The organism is Nonomuraea sp. NPDC003709, from assembly GCF_040610775.1.
Classification (GTDB): Bacteria; Actinomycetota; Actinomycetes; order Streptosporangiales; family Streptosporangiaceae; genus Nonomuraea; species Nonomuraea angiospora_A.
Window position 1 is genome coordinate 465,755 of record NZ_JBEXMW010000006.1, and the last position, 17,988, is coordinate 483,742.

The 17,988-nt window shown below is 71.3% G+C and carries 16 protein-coding genes; 9 read left to right on the forward strand and 7 right to left on the reverse strand.

What is annotated here, in order from left to right; genetic code table 11:
* The gene (gene paaZ, locus ABZX61_RS21480) at window positions 1-2,052 is read right to left on the reverse strand and encodes a phenylacetic acid degradation bifunctional protein PaaZ (protein ID WP_355196942.1); all 2,052 of its coding nucleotides are present in this window, start codon (window positions 2,050-2,052) and stop codon (window positions 1-3) included.
* Window positions 2,053-2,160: 108 nt separating this feature from the next.
* Here paaZ and paaA point away from each other — a divergent pair, with 108 nt between their 5' ends.
* The 8 genes from paaA to ABZX61_RS21520 are packed head-to-tail and all read left to right on the forward strand — an operon-like array spanning window position 2,161 to window position 8,535.
* Window positions 2,161-3,105: a 1,2-phenylacetyl-CoA epoxidase subunit PaaA gene (gene paaA / locus ABZX61_RS21485; RefSeq protein ID WP_355196944.1), complete on the forward strand. Its 945-nt coding sequence runs from the start codon at window positions 2,161-2,163 to the stop codon at window positions 3,103-3,105.
* Window positions 3,102-3,395 carry a 1,2-phenylacetyl-CoA epoxidase subunit PaaB gene (gene paaB / locus ABZX61_RS21490; protein ID WP_192783751.1) on the forward strand — a complete coding sequence of 98 codons (294 nt, stop codon included), beginning with the start codon at window positions 3,102-3,104 and terminating at the stop codon, window positions 3,393-3,395. The genes paaA and paaB overlap by 4 nt, the downstream gene beginning before the upstream one ends.
* Window positions 3,396-3,408: 13 nt before the next feature.
* Complete coding sequence (paaC, locus tag ABZX61_RS21495) at window positions 3,409-4,245, forward strand: 1,2-phenylacetyl-CoA epoxidase subunit PaaC (RefSeq protein WP_355196947.1); 837 nt, start codon at window positions 3,409-3,411, stop codon at window positions 4,243-4,245.
* Window positions 4,242-4,742, forward strand: a complete 501-nt coding sequence (paaD, locus tag ABZX61_RS21500; RefSeq protein WP_355196949.1) for a 1,2-phenylacetyl-CoA epoxidase subunit PaaD — start codon at window positions 4,242-4,244, stop codon at window positions 4,740-4,742. The genes paaC and paaD overlap by 4 nt, the downstream gene beginning before the upstream one ends.
* A 1-nt stretch (window position 4,743) precedes the next feature.
* On the forward strand, window positions 4,744-5,799 hold the full coding sequence (gene paaE / locus ABZX61_RS21505) for a 1,2-phenylacetyl-CoA epoxidase subunit PaaE (protein WP_355196951.1): 1,056 nt from the start codon (window positions 4,744-4,746) through the stop codon (window positions 5,797-5,799).
* A gap of 11 nt (window positions 5,800-5,810) precedes the next feature.
* Window positions 5,811-6,989, forward strand: a complete 1,179-nt coding sequence (locus ABZX61_RS21510; RefSeq protein WP_355196953.1) for a thiolase family protein — start codon at window positions 5,811-5,813, stop codon at window positions 6,987-6,989.
* Window positions 6,986-7,717, forward strand: a complete 732-nt coding sequence (locus ABZX61_RS21515; RefSeq protein WP_355196955.1) for an enoyl-CoA hydratase/isomerase family protein — start codon at window positions 6,986-6,988, stop codon at window positions 7,715-7,717. The genes ABZX61_RS21510 and ABZX61_RS21515 overlap by 4 nt, the downstream gene beginning before the upstream one ends.
* The gene (locus ABZX61_RS21520) at window positions 7,714-8,535 is read left to right on the forward strand and encodes a 3-hydroxyacyl-CoA dehydrogenase family protein (RefSeq protein WP_355196957.1); all 822 of its coding nucleotides are present in this window, start codon (window positions 7,714-7,716) and stop codon (window positions 8,533-8,535) included. Before ABZX61_RS21515 ends, ABZX61_RS21520 begins: the two co-directional genes overlap by 4 nt.
* Here ABZX61_RS21520 and ABZX61_RS21525 read toward each other — a convergent pair.
* Window positions 8,523-9,167, reverse strand: a complete 645-nt coding sequence (locus ABZX61_RS21525) for a TetR/AcrR family transcriptional regulator (RefSeq protein WP_355196958.1) — start codon at window positions 9,165-9,167, stop codon at window positions 8,523-8,525. The genes ABZX61_RS21520 and ABZX61_RS21525 overlap by 13 nt on opposite strands.
* Window positions 9,168-9,390: 223 nt before the next feature.
* Between ABZX61_RS21525 and ABZX61_RS21530 the strand changes: the two genes are divergently transcribed.
* Window positions 9,391-10,344 carry an AraC family transcriptional regulator gene (locus tag ABZX61_RS21530; protein WP_355196959.1) on the forward strand — a complete coding sequence of 318 codons (954 nt, stop codon included), beginning with the start codon at window positions 9,391-9,393 and terminating at the stop codon, window positions 10,342-10,344.
* Window positions 10,345-10,356: 12 nt separating this feature from the next.
* On the opposite strand, the gene ABZX61_RS21535 is transcribed toward ABZX61_RS21530, so the two are convergent.
* The 5 genes from ABZX61_RS21535 to ABZX61_RS21555 all read right to left on the reverse strand — a co-directional run bounded on the left by ABZX61_RS21535 (window position 10,357) and on the right by ABZX61_RS21555 (window position 17,963).
* Window positions 10,357-11,928 carry an arylsulfatase gene (locus ABZX61_RS21535; RefSeq protein WP_355196960.1) on the reverse strand — a complete coding sequence of 524 codons (1,572 nt, stop codon included), beginning with the start codon at window positions 11,926-11,928 and terminating at the stop codon, window positions 10,357-10,359.
* Window positions 11,929-11,976: 48 nt separating this feature from the next.
* Complete coding sequence (locus tag ABZX61_RS21540) at window positions 11,977-13,875, reverse strand: sulfatase-like hydrolase/transferase (RefSeq protein ID WP_355196962.1); 1,899 nt, start codon at window positions 13,873-13,875, stop codon at window positions 11,977-11,979.
* A gap of 458 nt (window positions 13,876-14,333) precedes the next feature.
* On the reverse strand, window positions 14,334-15,479 hold the full coding sequence (locus ABZX61_RS21545) for an epoxide hydrolase family protein (RefSeq protein WP_355196964.1): 1,146 nt from the start codon (window positions 15,477-15,479) through the stop codon (window positions 14,334-14,336).
* Window positions 15,480-16,073: 594 nt separating this feature from the next.
* Window positions 16,074-17,285, reverse strand: a complete 1,212-nt coding sequence (locus tag ABZX61_RS21550) for a cytochrome P450 (protein ID WP_355196966.1) — start codon at window positions 17,283-17,285, stop codon at window positions 16,074-16,076.
* Window positions 17,286-17,315: 30 nt separating this feature from the next.
* On the reverse strand, window positions 17,316-17,963 hold the full coding sequence (locus tag ABZX61_RS21555) for a helix-turn-helix domain-containing protein (RefSeq protein WP_355196967.1): 648 nt from the start codon (window positions 17,961-17,963) through the stop codon (window positions 17,316-17,318).
* Between the last annotated feature and the right edge of the window lie 25 nt (window positions 17,964-17,988).

Below are 17,988 nucleotides of genomic sequence, written 5' to 3' on the forward strand. Positions count from 1 at the left end.
TCAGGCCTCCTGTCCGGGCAGCGGCCAGGTCTTGGCCACGAGGGTCAGCACGTCGTACGTGGCGACCGGCTGGCCGTCCTGGTTGGCGACGACGGCGTCCCAGCGGACCTCGCCGTAGTCGGCGGAGCTGCGCGGGGTGATCTGCTTGACGGTCAGCGTCACGTCGATCGTGTCGCCCGCCTTCACGGGGGTGAGGAAGCGCAGGGAGTCGACGCCGAAGTTGGCCAGGACCGGTCCGGGCGCCGGGTCCACGAAGAGCCCGGCGGCCAGGGACACGACGAGGTACCCGTGGGCGACGATGCCGCCGAACAGCGGGTTGCGCGCGGCGGCCGCGGCGTCGGTGTGCGCGTAGAAGGTGTCCCCGGTGAACTCGGCGAAGTGCTCGATGTCGGCGAGCGAGACCGTGCGCGGCGCGGAGGCGATCGTGTCACCGACGCGCAGCTCCGCCAGGGACTTGCGGAACGGGTGAACGTCCGACTCGGCGCGCGCGGCGCCCGTGGTCCAGCGGCCGGTGACCGCGGTGAGCAGGTCCGGGGAGGCCTGGACGGCGGTGCGCTGCATGTGGTGCAGGACCCCGCGGACGCCGCCCAGCTCCTCGCCGCCGCCGGCCCGGCCCGGGCCGCCGTGGACGAGGACGGGCAGCGGCGAGCCGTGCCCGGTGGACTCCTTGGCGTCGTCCCTGTCCAGGACGAGGACCCGGCCGTGCCACGGCGCCAGCCCCAGCACGACGGTCCGCGCGACCTCCGGGTCGTGGGTGGCGACGGAGGCGACGAGGCTGCCCCTGCCGCGCGCCGCGAGCGCGATCGCCGAGTCCAGGCCGTCGTAGGCGAGCACGGTGCCGACCGGCCCGAACGGCTCCACGTCGTGCGGCTCGGTGGCGCCGGGACGGGCGCGCAGCAGGAGCGGGGTCATGAACGCGCCGCGCTCGGCGTCGCCGTCGAGCAGGGCGGCGCCGGAGGGGTCGCCGAAGGCGATCTCGGCGCCGGCTCGCAGCGCCTCGACGGCCTTGCGCACCTCGTCGCGCTGGCCGAGGCTGGCCAGCGCGCCCATCCGTACGTCCGGATTGCGGGGATCGCCGACGGTCACCTTGGCCAGGCGCGCGGCCAGCGCCTCGACGACCTGGCCGGCCATGGGCGAGGGCACGAGGACCCGGCGGATGGCGGTGCACTTCTGGCCCGCCTTGACCGTCATCTCGGTGACGACGCCCTTGACGAACAGGTCGAACTCCGGGTCCTCCGGCCGCACGTCCGGCCCCAGGATCGAGCAGTTCAGCGAGTCGGCCTCGACGCCCAGCAGGACGCCGCCGTCCAGCACGTTCGGGTGGCGGCGCAGGATGCCCGCGGTGTGCGCGGAGCCGGTGAAGGCGACGGAGTCCTGGACGGTCAGCTCGTCGAGCAGCCCTCCGGCGCCGCCGGAGACGAGCTGGAGCGTGCCTTCGGGCAGGATGCCCGACTCGATGATCAGCCGTACGGCCAGCTCGGTCAGGTACGCGGTCTGGCTCGCGGGCTTGACGATCGAGGGCAGCCCGGCGAGGAAGGCCGGGGCCAGCTTCTCGAGCATCCCCCAGACCGGGAAGTTGAAGGCGTTGATCTGCACCGCGACGCCCGGCCGCGAGGTGTAGAGGTGCTGGCCAACGAACGTGCCGCCCTTGCCCAGGCGCTCCAGGCCGCCGTCCAGGACGACGGTGTCGTTCGGCAGCTCGCGCACCCCCTTGCTCGCGTAGCTGAACAGGGTGCCGATGCCGCCGTCCACATCGATCATCGTGTCGCGCGAGGTGGCGCCCGTACGCACGGACAGCGCGTACAGCTCCTCCTTGCGCTCGGTCAGGTGCTTGGCCAGCGCCTTCAGCAGGGCCGCCCGCTCGTGGAAGGTCAGGGACCGCAGCGCGGGCCCGCCGGTGTCGCGGGCGTGGCGGACCATCGCGGCGACGTCCAGCCCCCGGCTGGAGATCCGCGCGACCTCCTCGCCCGTGGCGGCGTCGAGCAGCGGCTCCCCTTCATCGGCCGCCCGGAACCATCGTCCGGCGGCGTAGCTCTCCAGCAGCGCGCTCACGCGTCCTCTCCTCTCCACGGGCCCCTTGCGCAGGTACCCCGACACGTGCCACGGTATTACTGACCGAGCGATAAGTAAATACGACTCGACGCCCGAGGAGGGAAATCGATGACGACGACACCGGCGGAGCCGGAAGCGCTCGAAGCCGCGTTCGAGGCGACGATCGCGCGCCACGACCGGATCGAGCCCCGGGACTGGATGCCGGACGCCTACCGCCGGACGCTCGTACGCCAGATCGCCCAGCACGCGCACTCCGAGATCATCGGCATGCAGCCCGAAGGCGCGTGGATCGGCCGCGCGCCGTCCCTGCGCCGCAAGGCGATCCTGCTGGCCAAGGTGCAGGACGAGGCCGGGCACGGGCTGTACCTGTACTCGGCGTGCGAGACCCTGGGCGTCTCCCGCGCCGAGCTGACCGAGCTGCTGCTCACGGGCCGGCAGAAGTACTCCTCGATCTTCAACTACCCGACGCCGTCGTACGCCGACGTCGGGACGATCGGCTGGCTGGTGGACGGCGCCGCGATCTGTAACCAGGTGCCGCTCTGCCGCACCTCGTACGGCCCGTACGGGCGGGCCATGATCCGCATCTGCAAGGAGGAGTCGTTCCACCAGCGGCAGGGCTACGAGCTGCTGATGACGATGATGAGCGGCACCGACGCCCAGCGGGCGATGGTCCAGGAGTCGGTGGACCGGTTCTGGTGGCCGTCGCTGATGATGTTCGGCCCGCCGGACGCCGACTCGCCCAACAGCGCGCGGTCGATGGCCTGGGGCGTCAAGCGCAACTCCAACGACGAGCTGCGCCAGAAGTTCGTGGACATGACGGTCCCGCAGGCCGAGGCGCTCGGCGTCACGCTGCCCGACCCCGACCTGCGCTGGAACGCCGAACGCGGCCACCACGACTTCGGCGAGCCCGACTGGCAGGAGCTCGCCGCCGTGATCCGCGGGGACGGGCCGTGCAACGCGCAGCGCATGGCGCACCGCCGGGCCGCGCACGAGGACGGCGCCTGGGTACGCGAGGCCGCGTCGGCGTTCGCGGAGCGGGCGGGCACACGATGAGCGCCGACCGGCGGGAGTGGCCGCTGTACGAGGTGTTCGTCCGCGGCAAGCGGGGCCTCAACCACGTGCACGTCGGATCGCTGCACGCCGCCGACGACGCGATGGCCGTACGGCACGCGCGTGACGTCTACACCCGGCGCAACGAGGGCGTGAGCATCTGGGTCGTACGGGCCGACGCCATCACGGCCTCCAGCCCGGACGAGAAGGACCCGCTGTTCGCGCCGAGCGGCGACAAGGTCTACCGACACCCGACGTTCTACGACATTCCCGACAACGTCCCGCACATGTGATCGGTTGGCACTCATGAACGACGAATTCGCCGGCGACTCCCCGCAGTGGGCCTTCGGCACCGGCTTCGAGGACCCCCTGGCCGGGGTCGACACCACGGTGCCGCCGGGCGTCGACGCCGCCGAGCTGGCCGCGTACTGCCTCATGCTCGGCGACGACGCGCTGATCATGTCGCAGCGCCTGTCCGAGTGGTGCAGCCGCGCGCCCGACCTGGAAGAGGACATCGCGCTGGCGAACATGGCGCTCGACCTGCTCGGACAGGCCCGCCTTCTGCTGTCGCGGGCGGCCGCCGCCGATCCCGGCGTCGTGCCCGCCCTGCCCGAGGGCTCGCCGGTGCCCGCCGAGGACGCGCTGGCGTACTTCCGCGACGCGGAGCAGTTCCGCAACGCCCGGCTCGCCGAGGTGGAGAACGGGGACTTCGCGCACGTCGTCGTGCGGCTGCTGCTGTTCTCGGTGGCCCGGCTCGCGCTGCTGGAGCGGCTGCGGACCAGCCGTGACCAGGTCCTGGCGGCGGTGGCGGCCAAGGGCGTGAAGGAGATCACCTACCACCGCGACTGGGCGGGACGCTGGTTCCGCACCCTGGCGCAGGGGACCGGGGAGTCGCGGCGCAGGCTGGTGGCGGCGCTGGACTCCCTGTGGCCGTACCAGGCCGAGCTCACCGATTTTGGCGAGGACCTGCGCGACGAGGTGGACGCCGTCCTCGACCAGATCTTCGCCGTGAGCGGCGTCGAGCGGCCCGAGCGCGCGCCGCTGGCCGGCACCGGCCGCGACGGCGCGCACACCGACGCCCTCGGCCCGCTGCTCGCCGAGATGCAGGTCGTCGCCCGCGCCCACCCGAGCGGGCGCTGGTGAGCGCCCGCGACCGGGCCGCCGAGGTCGCGGCGCAGGTACGCGACCCCGAGATGCCCATGCTCACCCTCGCGGACCTCGGCGTGCTGCGCGGCGTCGAGGTATCCGGTGGCGAGGACGTGGTCGTGTCGATCACCCCGACGTACACCGGCTGCCCGGCCATGGCGACCATGCGCGACGACCTCGTCCACCGGCTGCGGGAGGCCGGGTTCGACCGGGTCGAGGTGCGGATCGTCCTGGATCCGCCCTGGTCGAGCGACTGGATCACCGAACGCGGCCGGGCCGCCCTGCGGGAGGCCGGGCTGTCGGCCCCCGGCCCCGCCCCCCGGCGCAGCCGCCCGATCCCGCTCACGCTGGGGCCGGCCAGGAGCGCCCCGCCCTGCCCGCGCTGCGGATCGGCGGCGACCCGGCTGACGTCCGAGTTCGGCGCGACCGCCTGCAAGGCCCTCTACCGCTGCACCGGCTGCCTTGAGCCGTTCGAGCACGTCAAGGAGATCTGACATGGCCGCTTTCCACCCGCTCACCGTGTCGGCGGTGGACCGCCTGTGCGAGGACGCCGCGGCGATCACGTTCGCCGTCCCGGACGAGCTGCGCGAGGCGTACGCCTTCCGCGCCGGGCAGTCGCTCACCCTGCGCCGCGTCGTGGACGGGCGGGAGGAGCGCCGGTCGTACTCGATCTGCGCGCCGGCCGGCGCACGGCCCCGGATCGGGGTCCGCGAGATCCCGGGCGGGCTGTTCTCGTCCTGGCTGGTACGCGAGGTCGCGCCGGGGACGCGGATCGAGGTCCAGACGCCGACCGGCTCCTGGCGGGCCGACCCCGCCGCGGGCGAGCGGCACCTGTGCGTCGCCGCCGGGTCGGGCATCACCCCGATGCTGTCGCTCGCCTCGACCGTGCTCACCCATCCAGAAGCCCAGGTGTCGCTGCTGTACGGCAACCGGACCAGCCGGACCGTGATGTTCGCCGAGGAGCTGGGCGACCTGAAGAACCGCTACGGCCCCCGGCTCCAGGTGGTCCACGCGCTCTCGCGGGAGCCGCACGACGTCGAGCTGTTCTCGGGGCGGATCGACGGCGACCGGCTGCGCCGCCTGCTGACCGAGGTGGTGCCGGTCGAGGTGTTCGACCACGTCTGGCTCTGCGGGCCGCTGGCGATGATCCAGGAGGCGCGTACGGTGCTCGCCGACCTGGGCGTACCCGCCTCCCGCGTGCACGTCGAGCTGTTCTACGTCGACGAGCCGCCGCCGCAGCCGCGACGGGCCGCGGAGGGGGTCGCGCCCGGCGCGACGAGCGAGCTGACGACGGTGCTGGACGGCCTGCGGACGACCTCGACGGTCTCCCGCGACGCGACGCTGCTCGACGGCGCCCAGGCGGCGCGCGCTGACCTGCCGTTCGCCTGCAAGGGCGGCGTCTGCGGGACGTGCCGCGCGGTCGTACGGTCGGGCGAGGTGGACATGCGCCGCAACTACGCCCTCGAGCAGGCCGAGATTGACGCCGGATTCGTCCTGACCTGCCAGACATTTCCGGTCGGCGAGCGCGTCACCGTCGACTACGACGCATAAGGAGCCCACTGATGCCCGAATCCTTCGTCGTCTCCGGCGTGCGGACGCCGATAGGCCGCTACGGCGGCGCGCTCGCCCACGTCCGGCCCGACGATCTGGCCGCCCTCGTCGTGGGCGAGGCCGTCGCCCGCGCCGGGATCGCCCCGGACCTCGTGGACGAGGTGGTGCTCGGCGCGGCCAACCAGGCCGGCGAGGACAACCGGAACGTCGCCCGGATGGCCCTCCTGCTGGCGGGCCTGCCCGACTCGGTGCCCGGGTTCACCGTCAACCGGCTCTGCGCCTCGGGGCTGACCGCGGTCGCGACCGCGCGTGCCCTGATCGCCGCCGGGGACGCGGACGTGGTGGTCGCGGGCGGGGTGGAGTCGATGACCCGGGCTCCGTGGGTGACCGAGAAGCCGGCCAAGGCGTTCGCGAAGCCGGGGCCGTCGTTCGACACCTCGATCGGCTGGCGGTTCACCAACCCGCGCTTCGACGCCGCGACGACCGCTTCCATGCCGCAGACGGCCGAGACGGTCGCGCGGCGCTGGGGGCTGACCCGTGAGGAGCTGGACGCGTACGCGCTGCGCTCCCACGAACGGGCGGTCACGGCCATCAAGGAGGGCCGGTTCACCGGCGAGATCGTCCCGGTTCCCACGGGTGCGGGCGTCGTCGACACCGACGAGGGGCCGCGGCCGGACACGAGCCTGGAACGGCTGGCGCGGCTGCGCCCGGTCAACGGCCCCGACGGGGTCGTCACCGCGGGCAACTCCAGCTCGCTGAACGACGGCGCCGCGGCCGTCGTCGTGGTCAGCGACCGCTTCCTCGAACGGCACGGCCTGACACCCCGCGCGCGCCTGGTGGCGGCGGCCAACGCCGGGGTGGCGCCGGAGATCATGGGCGTCGGCCCGGTCCCGGCGACCCGCAAGGCGCTCGAACGCGCGGGCTGGGCCGTCGGCGACCTGGACGCCGTGGAGCTGAACGAGGCGTTCGCGTCCCAGTCGCTCGCCTGCGTCCGGGATCTCGGGCTCGACCTCGGCCGCGTCAACGCCGACGGCGGCGCGATCGCCCTCGGGCACCCGCTGGGCGCGTCCGGCGCCCGGATCCTCGTCACCCTGCTCGGCCGGCTCGAACGCACCGGAGGCCGGCGCGGCCTGGCGACCATGTGCGTCGGCGTCGGCCAGGGCAGCGCTCTCCTGGTGGAGCGCCCATGACCAGCCTGATCGTCGAGGAAGGCGAGGACCGGGTGGTGTGGCGGCTCAACCGCCCCGAGGTCCGCAACGCCATCGACCGCGAGCTGGTCGCCAGGCTCCACGAGGCGTGCGCCGCCGTCGAGGAGGAGCCGCGCGTCGTCCTGCTCACCGGCGAGGGCACGACGTTCGCGGCCGGGGCCGACATCGCCCAGCTGCGCGAACGCGACCTGTACGACGCGCTGCGCGGCATCAACTCCAAGCTCTTCGACCGGATCCACCGGCTGCCCATGCCGACCGTGGCCCTGCTCGACGGGTACGCCCTGGGCGGCGGGGCCGAGCTGGCCTACGCCTGCGACTTCCGGATCGGCACGCCGGGCACGCGGATCGGCAACCCGGAGACCGGCCTCGGCATCCTGGCGGCGGCCGGGGCGGCCTGGCGGCTGGCCGAGCTGGTCGGGGAGCCGCTGGCCAAGGAGATCCTGCTCGCGGGCCGGGTGCTCACGGCCGAGGAGGCGCACGCCGTACGGCTGCTCAACGAGGTCGTGGAGCCGGAGGAGCTGCTGGCGGCCGGGCACCGGCTGGCCGACCGGATCACCGCGCGGGCGCCGCTGGCGACCCGGCTGACCAAGGCGGTCTTCCACGCCCCTCGGGGCGCGCACCCGTTCGTGGACGACGTGGCTCAGGCGGTCCTGTTCGAGACGGAGGAGAAGCACGTGCGCATGACGGCATTCCTGGAGCGGCGCTCATGAGCCTGCCACGGACGGTCGGCGTCTTCGGCGGCGGGCGGATGGGGTCCGGGATCGCGCAGGCGTTCCTGACCTCGGGCAGCCGCGTGATCGTCGTCGAGGACAGTCCGGAGGCGGCCGAGCGGGCCAGGGCCCGGGTACGCGACGGCCTGGCCAAGGGACACGCGGACCCGGACGCGCTCGCGCGGCTGCGGACGACTTCGGACCCCGGCGAGCTGGGCCCGTGCGAGCTCGTCGTCGAGGCGGTCCCGGAGGACGCGGCGCTCAAGGCCCAGGTGTTCGCCCTGGTCGAGAAGGTGGCGCCGGGCGCGGTGCTGGCCTCGAACACCAGCAGCCTGTCGATCGGCGCGCTGGCCGCCGGCCTGGCCGCGCCGGAGCGCTTCCTCGGGCTGCACTTCTTCAACCCCGTCCCGGTGAGCGCGCTCATCGAGATCGTCACCGGGCCGCGTACCGATCCGGCGCTCGTGGCGCTGGCCCAGGAGTGGGCGGCCGGGCTGGGCAAGACGCCGATCACGGTCGCGGACTCGCCGGGGTTCGCCAGCAGCCGGCTGGGCGTCTGCCTGGCGCTGGAGGCGATGCGGATGCTGGAGGAGGGCGTCGCGAGCGCGGCCGACATCGACACGGCGATGACCCTCGGCTACCGGCACCCGATGGGGCCCCTGCGGACCACCGACGTGGTGGGGCTGGACGTGCGGCTCGCGATCGCCGAGCACCTGGCGCACGAGCTGGGGCCCCGGTTCGAGCCGCCGCGGATCCTGCGCAACCTGGTCGCCGCCGGGCATCTCGGCCGTAAGACGGGCCAGGGCTTCTACACCTGGTGAGACCCCCCGGCCTCGTGTCGGGCCAGGCCGTCGAAGGCGATGGCGGTGATGGCGTCGGCGACCATCGCCCGGTCGTACGCGCCGTCGGGCCGGTACCACTCGACCAGCGAGTTCACCATGCCGAACAGCAGCCGGCTGACCAGCGTCGCCGGCACGTCGTCGCGGAGCGCGCCCTCCGCGACGGCGTCGGTGACGAGCGCGGCCAGGCGGTCGTCGAGCCAGCGGCGCCGCTCCAGCGCCGCCAGCTCGACCTCGCTGTTGCCGCGCACCCGCAGCAGGAGCGTGACCGAGGGCTGGTGCGCCACCAGCACCTCGACGCTGCGGCGTAGCACCTCGCGCAGCCGTCCGTACGCGCTCGTCCCGGCCTGGTCCCTGGAGGCCTCGGTCACGACGGCGGTCAGCTCGTCGAGCGCGTCGTCCAGGGCCTGGCCGAGCAGTTGCTCCTTGCTGGTGACGTGGTGGTAGATGGCCGGCTTGGTCAGGCCCAGCTCCTTGGCCAGGTCGCCCATGCTGGTGGCGTCGTACCCCTTGCGGTTGAACAGCTCCACCGCGGCGCGCAGGACCGCGGCCTGGTCATGGCCGGGACGGCCACGCCCGCGGCGCGGGGGCGGTTCGGCAGGCTGAGTCGTCACGAATGCAGCATCTCACGACGGATCAGAGGCCCCTCCACGCGCAGCGGGTGGGGTCCAGGTCATCGCGCTCAGCGTGGCGTTACGCAGAACTCACATCGTGGGCATTTTAGCCGCGGCCCGCCAAAAAGCGATTGATTTGAAAATTCTTCAAAGCATTCGGATTTACGTTTACAACGTCGCGATCCAGTCGTTAATCTGCTGAATGCGAAAGGGAATCAGCGCCATGAAAGACTTGAACGCGATGAACCACCCGGTTGTCACAGCAGATGTCGACCAGATGCGCGATTTGCTGGTGCAGCATTTCCCGCCTTACTATCTCGAAATCGGCAGGCCGCACCCGCGCGGCGCTCGATACCAGCTTCTCCACAAAGGAAAGATCGCCCTGCACACCGCGACATACGGAGCGGAGATTCGCGTCGGAACGTCGGAGTCGTTCAACTTCTATGCGGTCATGATGCCGTTGCGGGGAACCGGCGGGGTGACGCTCAACGGGCAGGACGTCACCGCGCCGATCTCCCTCATCGGCCCCAAGCAGAAAATCGACATGCGTTGGAGCCTCGACCACGAGGTGTTGATGATGCAGGTTCCGTTGGCGGCCATGGAAGAGGCGCTTGAGGCCTACCTTGGCGATCCTCCCAAGGAGCGGCTGCGGTTCGAGCCTGGGGTGGACGCCACCGGCGCGCTCGGCCACGCGCTCAGAATGGTGTCATCGGGCGGCACGCTGCTCTTCGCGGCTTCGAAGCTGGCCGAGCATCACTTCGAGCAGTTTCTGCTGCACACCTTGCTCGCCTCCCAGCCGCACAACTACTCGGACGCACTCAGCGAGTCCGCTGCACCCTGGACCCCCGCCGCTCTCCGGCGTGCCGTCCGCTACTGCGAAGACCACGCCGGCGAGGCGATCTGCCTCGGCGACATCGCCGCCGCGGCCAGAGTCAGCGTCCGTACCCTCCAGCTCGGCTTCCGTGAACACCTGCAGACCACCCCGATGGCCTATCTCCGTTCCGTACGGTTGGCTCACGTACACGCCGATCTCGTCCGCATCGCGGACACGGGCAGCCGGACGACCGTCACGGAGGTGGCCCTGCGATGGGGATTCACCCATCTCGGCCGCTTCTCGGCCCTGTACAGGCAGACCTACGGCCGGCTTCCGTCCAGCACCCGGCAAGGACACCGATGAGGCCGTCGGCGCCTACCTCAGCGCCTCGGTCTCGGGCCGGCCCCGGCGGCGGAAGTCGGCCAGCACGTCCGACCAGGGGATGACCGCGTTGTCCTTGGCCCATTGTTCCCAGACCGCTGCGAGCTCCGCGACGAGCGACGGCTCCCGCGGGGCGAGATCCTCGCTCTCGGCGCGGTCGGCCTCGATGTCGTACAGCTCCCAGGGGCCGCCCCACTCGCGTACGAGCTTCCAGCGCCCCCGTCGTACGGCGGCATTGCCGATGTGTTCCCAGCACAACGTCCGGGGTTCGTCGGCGGCGGGAAGGTCGTCGCCCCGCCACACGGGCAGCAGGCTGTGGCCCGCCGTGTCCGCGTGGCCGTACGCCGCCTCCACGATGGTGGAGGTCAGGTCGACCAGGTGACCGGGGCGCCGTTCGACCCGGTCGGCGGGCAGCGCGCTCGGCCACGACACGATGAAGGGGGAGGCGACACCACCCTCGTGAACCCAGCGCTTGTAGAGGCGGAACGGCGTGTTGGACAGGTTCGCCCAGCCTCGGCCGTAGCTGATGTAGCCCTGCTCGGGACCGGGCATGATCCGGGGGGTGTTGCCCGCCTCGATGGGTTCGCCGAGCCGGGTGTGCCGGGGGCAGATCTCCTCGCCGAAGAACGGCTGTCCGGGACGGTGCGGCAGTTCCTCGGCGCACCCGCCGTTGTCGGAGAGGAACATCACGATCGTGTTCTCGCGGGTCCCTGACCGTTCGAGCTGGTCGAGGACCTGACCGATGCCGCGGTCCATCACCTCGACCTGGGCGGCGTACGTGGCCATCCGCTCCACCTGCCAGGCGTGGTCGTCGACATCGGCCCACGGTGGAACCGCCTCGTCCCGCGGGGACAGTTCCGCGACGCCGGCGACACCGAGGTCGGCCTGGCGCCGGAAGCGTTCCGCGCGGAGCGTGTCCCAGCCGGCCCGGTACCGTTCGCGGTATTTCGCGATGTCGGGCTCGCGGGCGTGCAACGGCCAATGGGGAGCCGTGTACGCCAGGTAGAGGAAGAACGGCGTGTCACCGGCCGAGGCGCGGGCGACGAAGTCTCGGGCGTGCTCGCTGAGGTCGTCGGTGATGTAGTAGTCCGGATCCGCGTGTGCCTCGGGCACCCTCGATTCGCCCGACATGAGCGGCGGCTGGTAGTAGCTGCTGCACCCGGGCAGGATGCCGTAGAACTCGTCGAATCCGCGGCGCGTGGGCCACGTGTCGTTGGGTGTCGTGGTGTCGGACGACAGGTGCCATTTGCCGACCAGCCCGGTTCGGTAACCCAGGTCTTTCAGCCTCTGCGCGAGGGTCGGGACGCTCTGGTCCAGGGAGCCCCGGTAGCCGGCCGGCCTGTTGTCGGCCGTCAGGACACCGATTCCGACCGAGTGAGGGTGCCGGCCGGTCAGCAGGGCCGCACGGGAGGGGCTGCAGCGCGGCGTGACGTAGAACGACGTCATCCGGACGCCGCTGCGGGCGAGGCGGTCGAGATGCGGAGTGTCGATCTCCCCACCGAAGCTGCCGAGGTCGGAATAGCCGAGGTCGTCGGCGAGGATCACGATCACGTTGGGGGCTGGCATGCGGGCCTTTCTGTTTCCGTCGGAGGGGTGGTGATGTGCCGGTTGTGCTCACGTATCCGATGCCTCGCCGGCCGGCCCGGCCGGGTTCGTGTTCGGCCGGGTCAGTGAGCGCAGCAGGTCGGCGAACTGGCGGACCGCCTCCGCCCGGCTCACCGCGTCGGGGTCCAGCAGCCATTGGACGCGCAGCCCGTCAGCGAGCGCGATGAGCCATCGCGCGACCGTCTCCGTGGTCAGCCCCGGAGGCAGGTTGCGCTCGTCGATCACCTCGGTGAGCCACCCCTGCACGGAGATCACGATGGCCCGGTACCGCTCGACCCACCATTCGTGGGACGGGTGCTCAAGGCTCAGCCCCTCGGCCGACAGCAGGGCGAACAGCTGGACGAGCACGGGGTTGCGCTCGTTGTCCTCGAGGGTGCGGAGGAACACCTCCATCCGGTCCTCCCCCTCGGCCAGCCGGCGCCTCGAACTCCCCTGCCGGCAGGGTCTTCGATGCGATGGTGTGCGCGTTCCGAGCAGCGTGGCCACGAGGTCATCGTCGAGGCGGGCCAGCAGCTCACGCACCGTCGCCGGTTCCGAACCGGCCAGGTCCGTGGTCTCGTACGGATCGGATTCCAGGTCGAACAGGGCCGGCGTGGGCAGGTCGGCGCTCACCACGAGCTTGCGCGTCCTGGTGGAGACGGCACGCCAGCGGCGCAGGGCCACCCACCGGTTGTCCCCGTAGTGACGCTGGGCGAGCTCGATCTCGCGGGCGGACCGGTCGAGCCCGGACACGACATGGTCGCGGTGCTCGGGCGTCTCCCCTCGCACGACGGGCAGCAGCGACCGCGCGGTCATCCACCGCGCGGGTGCCGGCCCCGCGACGTCGAGGAAGGTCGCGGCCAGGTCCTCCAGCGAGACCAGGGCGTCGCTGGTGAGGCCAGGGTGCCTGACGACCGGTCCGGCGATGATCATCGGGATGCGGATGCTCGGGTCCAGGGCGACCTGCTTGCCCCAGATGCCCTGGTCACCGAGCATCTCGCCATGGTCGCTGGTGTAGACGACCACCGTGTTCTCCAGTTCGCCCCGTTCCGCGATCAGGTCGAGCAGCCCGCCGACGTGGCCGTCGATGTTCTCGATCATGGCCGCGTAGCGGCGCCGCACCTCCTGGTGGCGGGGGTCGGCCGGATCCTCACCGGCCGGAACCGGGAACTCGACGTCCCGCCACCTGTCGATCAGCCCTGGCGGCACGTCCATCGGATCGTGCGGGCCGGCGAAGTTCACCACCACGTGCCAGGGCCGCCCCTGAGGGCAGTTCGACAGGACGTCGCGGGCGTTGCGCGCGATCCAGTGGTCCAGGTAGGCGTCCTCCGGCAGCGGGCTGGGCTCGACGTCGAAGTAGGGCTCGTGCCGTCTGCGTTCGAAGTCCCGCAGGTGCAGGCACGCGACCCCGCGTCCGTACAGATGGTTCATGTACGGCCCTTTGGGTCCGGTACGCCCCGACCAGAGCAAGTCGAACTTGCCCTCGTTGTCGATGCCACCGTCCAGACCCCACTCGCGCAGGCACCGCGAGCCGTCGAGATTCCAGTCGAACGTCGCCTTGTGCAGGTCGAACTTCCCGACACCCGCCACGTGGTACCCGGCCTCGTCCCGGAGCGTCCGGAAATAGGTACGCGTCTCCGGCGGCAGATCGTGGAAATTGCTCGGCACCGGGCCGGAGTCGTAGTCCAGACCGGTGGCCAGGCAGGCCCGCGCCGGTGCGCACAGCGGCGCGGGAGTCACGGCGCGGCGGAACGTCATGCCACGCTCGGCCAGTCTCCGCAGGTGAGGTGTGCGTACCGGCAGGTCGCCCGTTCCCTCGATCCAGTCGTAGCGGTGCTGGTCCGCCACGATCAGGAGCACGTTCGGTGCATCCTCGAGGTTGTTCCGGACGATCTGCGCCGCGGCCGTGTTGTTCGGCAAGCTGATCACGGGCAGGCCGTCAGGGCTACCGGCAGGCCCGTCCCGACGCCGAGCAATTGACCGACAGGACCGCGTCGCGGTCCAGAACGTCCAGCAGGCATGGCGATCGTTCCTCGCGTTCTCGTCCGTTCCCCAGGTGCGACGGACGAGCACCTCGCGGAATGTAACGGGACCATACCTAACTTACCGAGTACTCGGTAGGTTAGCGCGACAAAAAAATTAGGGGCCATGCTTCCGGATCGTGCCGCGGCACCGTCAACCTGCTCAGGCTCATGGCCGATGAGCTGCGTCTCGACGCGCTCGAGACCGCGCTGGCACGCGAGTCGCACGATCCGGTGGACCGCCGAGCGAGGCGCGTGGACGGCCGGAGGCCGAATGGCGGTGGATGCACTGTGGGCCGGTCGGCAACAGCGTGCCGGCCGGCGCCTCGGACCGCCGCCATCGGAGTGTGGCGGCGGTGTGAACGGTCAGCGCAGGGAGCGGAAGAACTCACGCACGTCGGCGACGAACGGGCCGGGCTGTTCCAGGGCCAGGAAGTGTCCGCCGCGCTCGAATTCGGTCCAATGCACGATGGTGTGATCGCGTTCTGCGAATCGACGGATGGCGACGTCCTGGGTGAGGGAGACCGCCACGCCGGTGGGCACGGTCCCGGGGTCGCGCGGTGCCCAGGCCGAGGGGTCGTGGTGGGCCTCGTAGTAGAGGTGGGCCGAAGAGGCGCCGGTCTGCGTGAACCAGTAGATGCTGACATCGGTGAGGAGAGCGTCGCGGCCGACGGCGTCTTCGGGCAGGTCCGCGGCGCTGTCGGTCCATTCCTTGAACTTCTCGGCGATCCAGGCGAGCTGGCCGGCCGGGGAGTCGTTCAGGCCGTGCCCCAGGGTCTGCGGACGGGTGCCTTGGATCTTGTCGTAGCCGCTCTGCTCCTGCTGCCAGTGCTCCAGGCGCGCCAGCCGCTCCAGTTCGGACGTGGTCAGGTCGTCCATCTCACCATCGAGCCCGATCGGGAAGGTGACCAGGGCGTTGACGTGCACGCCTAGGACGCGCTCGGCATCCTGGCGGCCCATTTCCGGGGCGACGAAGGCGCCGACGTCGCCGCCCTGCACGCCGTAGCGGGAGTAGCCGAGCCGGTGCATCAGCTCGGTGAAAGCGCCGGCGATGCGGCCGTGCGTCCAGCCCGCCTCGCGCAGCGGAACGGAGAAGCCGAACCCCGGCAGAGAGGGGATCACCAGGTGGAAGGCGTCGGCAGGGTCGCCGCCGTAAGAGCGCGGGTCGGTCAGGGGGCCGACGACGTCCAGGAACTCGGCGATCGAGCCGGGCCAGCCGTGGACGAGCATCAGCGGGGTGGCGTCGGCCTCGGGAGAGCGAATGTGCGCGAAATGGATGGTCTGCCCGTCGATGTCGGTGGTGAACTGGGGCAGGTCGTTCAGCCTGGCCTCGTGCTTGCGCCAGTCGTAGCCGTCGGCCCAGTAGGCGGCGAGCTGCTGCAGGTACCCGGTCGGGACGCCGCGGCTCCAGCCTTGGCCGCCGATCTCGCCGCTCCAGCGGGTACGGGCGAGCCGGTCTCGTAAGTCATCCAGCTCGTCCTGCGGGATGTCTATGCGGAACGGGTTGATCATCGAACTGTTCCTTCCAGCAACGGAATACTTATATGAAAAAGGCGGTGGACCGTTGTTTGCGGTTCACCGCCGTTCCCGGGGAACGGGCTCATGCCTCCGGCCGGCCCAGCCACGCTCCGGATGGCCCCCTCTGCCTGGGGTCGAGCAGCCGCCGTGCGCAGCGGCGCGCTGATTTCATCAAGAAAGTACGCGACTCCCGCGCTTGCCCCGGAGAAATGCGCGCGGTGCCGCCTGAATTCATGGAGTGGGAGATTCTCCCGTGATGCGGACGCTGTCGGTCTCGTCACCCACGACCGTACTCGGGACAGCGCCGTTACCCGACTCCGGACCGGCGGCCACGGCCGGCGATGCGGCGACCACGACGCCTCCCACCCCCATGGCAAGTGTCGCGGCCAAGACAAGCAGGACACGATTCACGTTCGGTTTCCTTTCGCAGGGCCGGAGATGCCGATGCCTTCTGGCCATGCGAGCCTATGAGCGTTGCACGAGCTCCCACTATCCACATAGCGCTCATGCCGATGCGTTCACCGGATAGGCGCGGGCACGGGTCTCCTTGCCCGGAACCGGCGGCTTGGAGCTCCTACCGTTGCCGGGTCACCAGGTGACGGGGAGCTCGAAGACGCCGTAAACCAGCCCGTTGTGCTTGAATGGGACCCGGTCCAGCTCGGTGGCCAGTTTCAAGGTCGGGATGCGCCGGTAGAGGGTGCCGTAGACCACCTGCAGTTCCATGCGGGCCAGCGGCTGGCCGAGGCACTGGTGGACGCCGAAGCCGAAGGCCACGTGGCGGCGGGCGTCGCGCCGGATGTCCAGCTCGTCGGGGTCGGGGAACGCCTCGGGGTCGCGGTTGCCCATCTCGTTGACCATGATCAGTCCTTCACCGGCGCGCACGGTCTGCCCGGCGACCTCGAGGTCCTCCGTGGCGACGCGCAGCCGCCCGTTGTGCACGATGTTCAGGTAGCGCAGCAGCTCTTCCACGGTGGAGGCGACGAGCTTCGGGTCGTCGCCGTCGCACAGCAGGGCCAGCTGGCCGGGGTGCCGCAGCAGCGTGAGAGTGCCCAGGGCGATCATGTTGGCGGTGGTCTCGTGGCCGGCGATCAGCATCAGCGCGCCCATCCGGGCGGCCTCGTCCTGGGCCAGCTCGCCGGCCTTGACCCGCTCGGCCAGCCCGGACAGCAGGTCGTCGCCGGGATTGGCGAGCTTCTCGCCGACCAGGCCGTCCAGGTACGCGTGCAGCGCCTGGTGGCCCGCCTGCCGCTCCTCGGGGGTCGAGGTCCGGTTGATGATGGTCTTGCTGGTGTCCTGGAAGAAGTCGTGGTCGGCGTACGGGACTCCGAGCAGCTCGCAGATCACCAGCGACGGCACCGGCAGGGCGAACGCCTCCACCAGGTCCACCGGCTTCGGGCCGGCCAGCAGGTCATCGATGAGGTCGTCCACGATCTTCTGCACGGACGGGCGCATGGCCTCGATGCGCTTGATGGCGAACGGCGCGGTGACCATCCGGCGCAGCCGGGCGTGCTCCGGGTCGTCCATCCCGATGAAGCTGCGCTTCACGCCACCGGCGGGCAGCGGCACCGTGGCGGGGTAGCCGGGGTTGCTGAGATCGGCGCTGACTCTGGGGTCCGCCAGCACGGCGCGCTGTTCGGCGTAGCCGGTGACCAGCCAGGGGGTGCTGCCGTCCCAGAGCCGGACCCTGGTCAGCGGGCCCTGCTCGCGCTGGGCGTACAGGCCCGGGGCCGGGTCGAACGGGCAGCGGGCCTCCCGCGCCATCGGGAACTCCGGCACCTCGGCCAGGCTTTCGGTCGTCATAGGAGTCGGTCCTTTCCATGAATCTTTCGCTTATGGCAGGCCGGTCACGCGGGCCCGCCAGAGTCCGGCGATCGCGTCGATCAGGCTGGAGGCGAGGTCGTCCCAGCTCGGATGGAGGGTGGGAGTGCCCTCGGCGAGGGCGCGTTCCCGCTTGACGCACATCTGCGCGATCAGGTGACGTGCCATGACGGATCGTTCGTCACGCACGAAGGGCGGCAGGCCGGGCACGCACCGGTGCAGGCCGCCCACGAGCATCCGCAGCGAGGCGGACGTGAGCGCCTCTTCCATCATGATCTGGTGGAGGGCGGGGTCGCTGGTCACCTGGACGCAGAACCGCGCGTACCAGGTGGGGCTGCCCAGGGCGGCCAGATGCCCGGTGAACGGGCGCACCAGGCAGGCCACCCAGTCACGCACGTCCGTCGAGCCGGCGGCGTCGGCGACCATGGTCACCCGCAGCCGCTCCATCTCGCCGGTGTGCCTGCGCGCGATGGCGCGTACCAGGTCGGCTTTGGCGCCGAAGTGGTAGCCCACCGCGGCGCTGTTGCCCTGACCCGCCGTCTCGCTGATGTGCCGGTTGGACACCGCGTGGATCCCGCGTTCGGCGAACAACCGCTCCGCCGTGGCCAGGATCACGTCACGCGTCCCACTGCCGCGTTCCTGCCGCATCGCCTTGCCCACGACCGTTCCTCTGCTCGGCGGCCTG

Excerpts from the sequence above, each read along its gene's own strand:
- ABZX61_RS21535 (WP_355196960.1), bottom strand. The coding sequence starts at position 11,928 with ATGCCAGCCCCCAACGTGATCGTGATCCTCGCCGACGACCTCGGCTAT.
- ABZX61_RS21530 (WP_355196959.1), top strand. The coding sequence starts at position 9,391 with ATGAAAGACTTGAACGCGATGAACCACCCGGTTGTCACAGCAGATGTC.
- ABZX61_RS21520 (WP_355196957.1), top strand. The coding sequence starts at position 7,714 with ATGAGCCTGCCACGGACGGTCGGCGTCTTCGGCGGCGGGCGGATGGGG.
- paaB (WP_192783751.1), top strand. The coding sequence starts at position 3,102 with ATGAGCGCCGACCGGCGGGAGTGGCCGCTGTACGAGGTGTTCGTCCGC.
- ABZX61_RS21510 (WP_355196953.1), top strand. The coding sequence starts at position 5,811 with ATGCCCGAATCCTTCGTCGTCTCCGGCGTGCGGACGCCGATAGGCCGC.
- paaE (WP_355196951.1), top strand. The coding sequence starts at position 4,744 with ATGGCCGCTTTCCACCCGCTCACCGTGTCGGCGGTGGACCGCCTGTGC.
- paaC (WP_355196947.1), top strand. The coding sequence starts at position 3,409 with ATGAACGACGAATTCGCCGGCGACTCCCCGCAGTGGGCCTTCGGCACC.
- ABZX61_RS21545 (WP_355196964.1), bottom strand. The coding sequence starts at position 15,479 with ATGATCAACCCGTTCCGCATAGACATCCCGCAGGACGAGCTGGATGAC.
- paaA (WP_355196944.1), top strand. The coding sequence starts at position 2,161 with ATGACGACGACACCGGCGGAGCCGGAAGCGCTCGAAGCCGCGTTCGAG.
- ABZX61_RS21515 (WP_355196955.1), top strand. The coding sequence starts at position 6,986 with ATGACCAGCCTGATCGTCGAGGAAGGCGAGGACCGGGTGGTGTGGCGG.
- ABZX61_RS21550 (WP_355196966.1), bottom strand. The coding sequence starts at position 17,285 with ATGACGACCGAAAGCCTGGCCGAGGTGCCGGAGTTCCCGATGGCGCGG.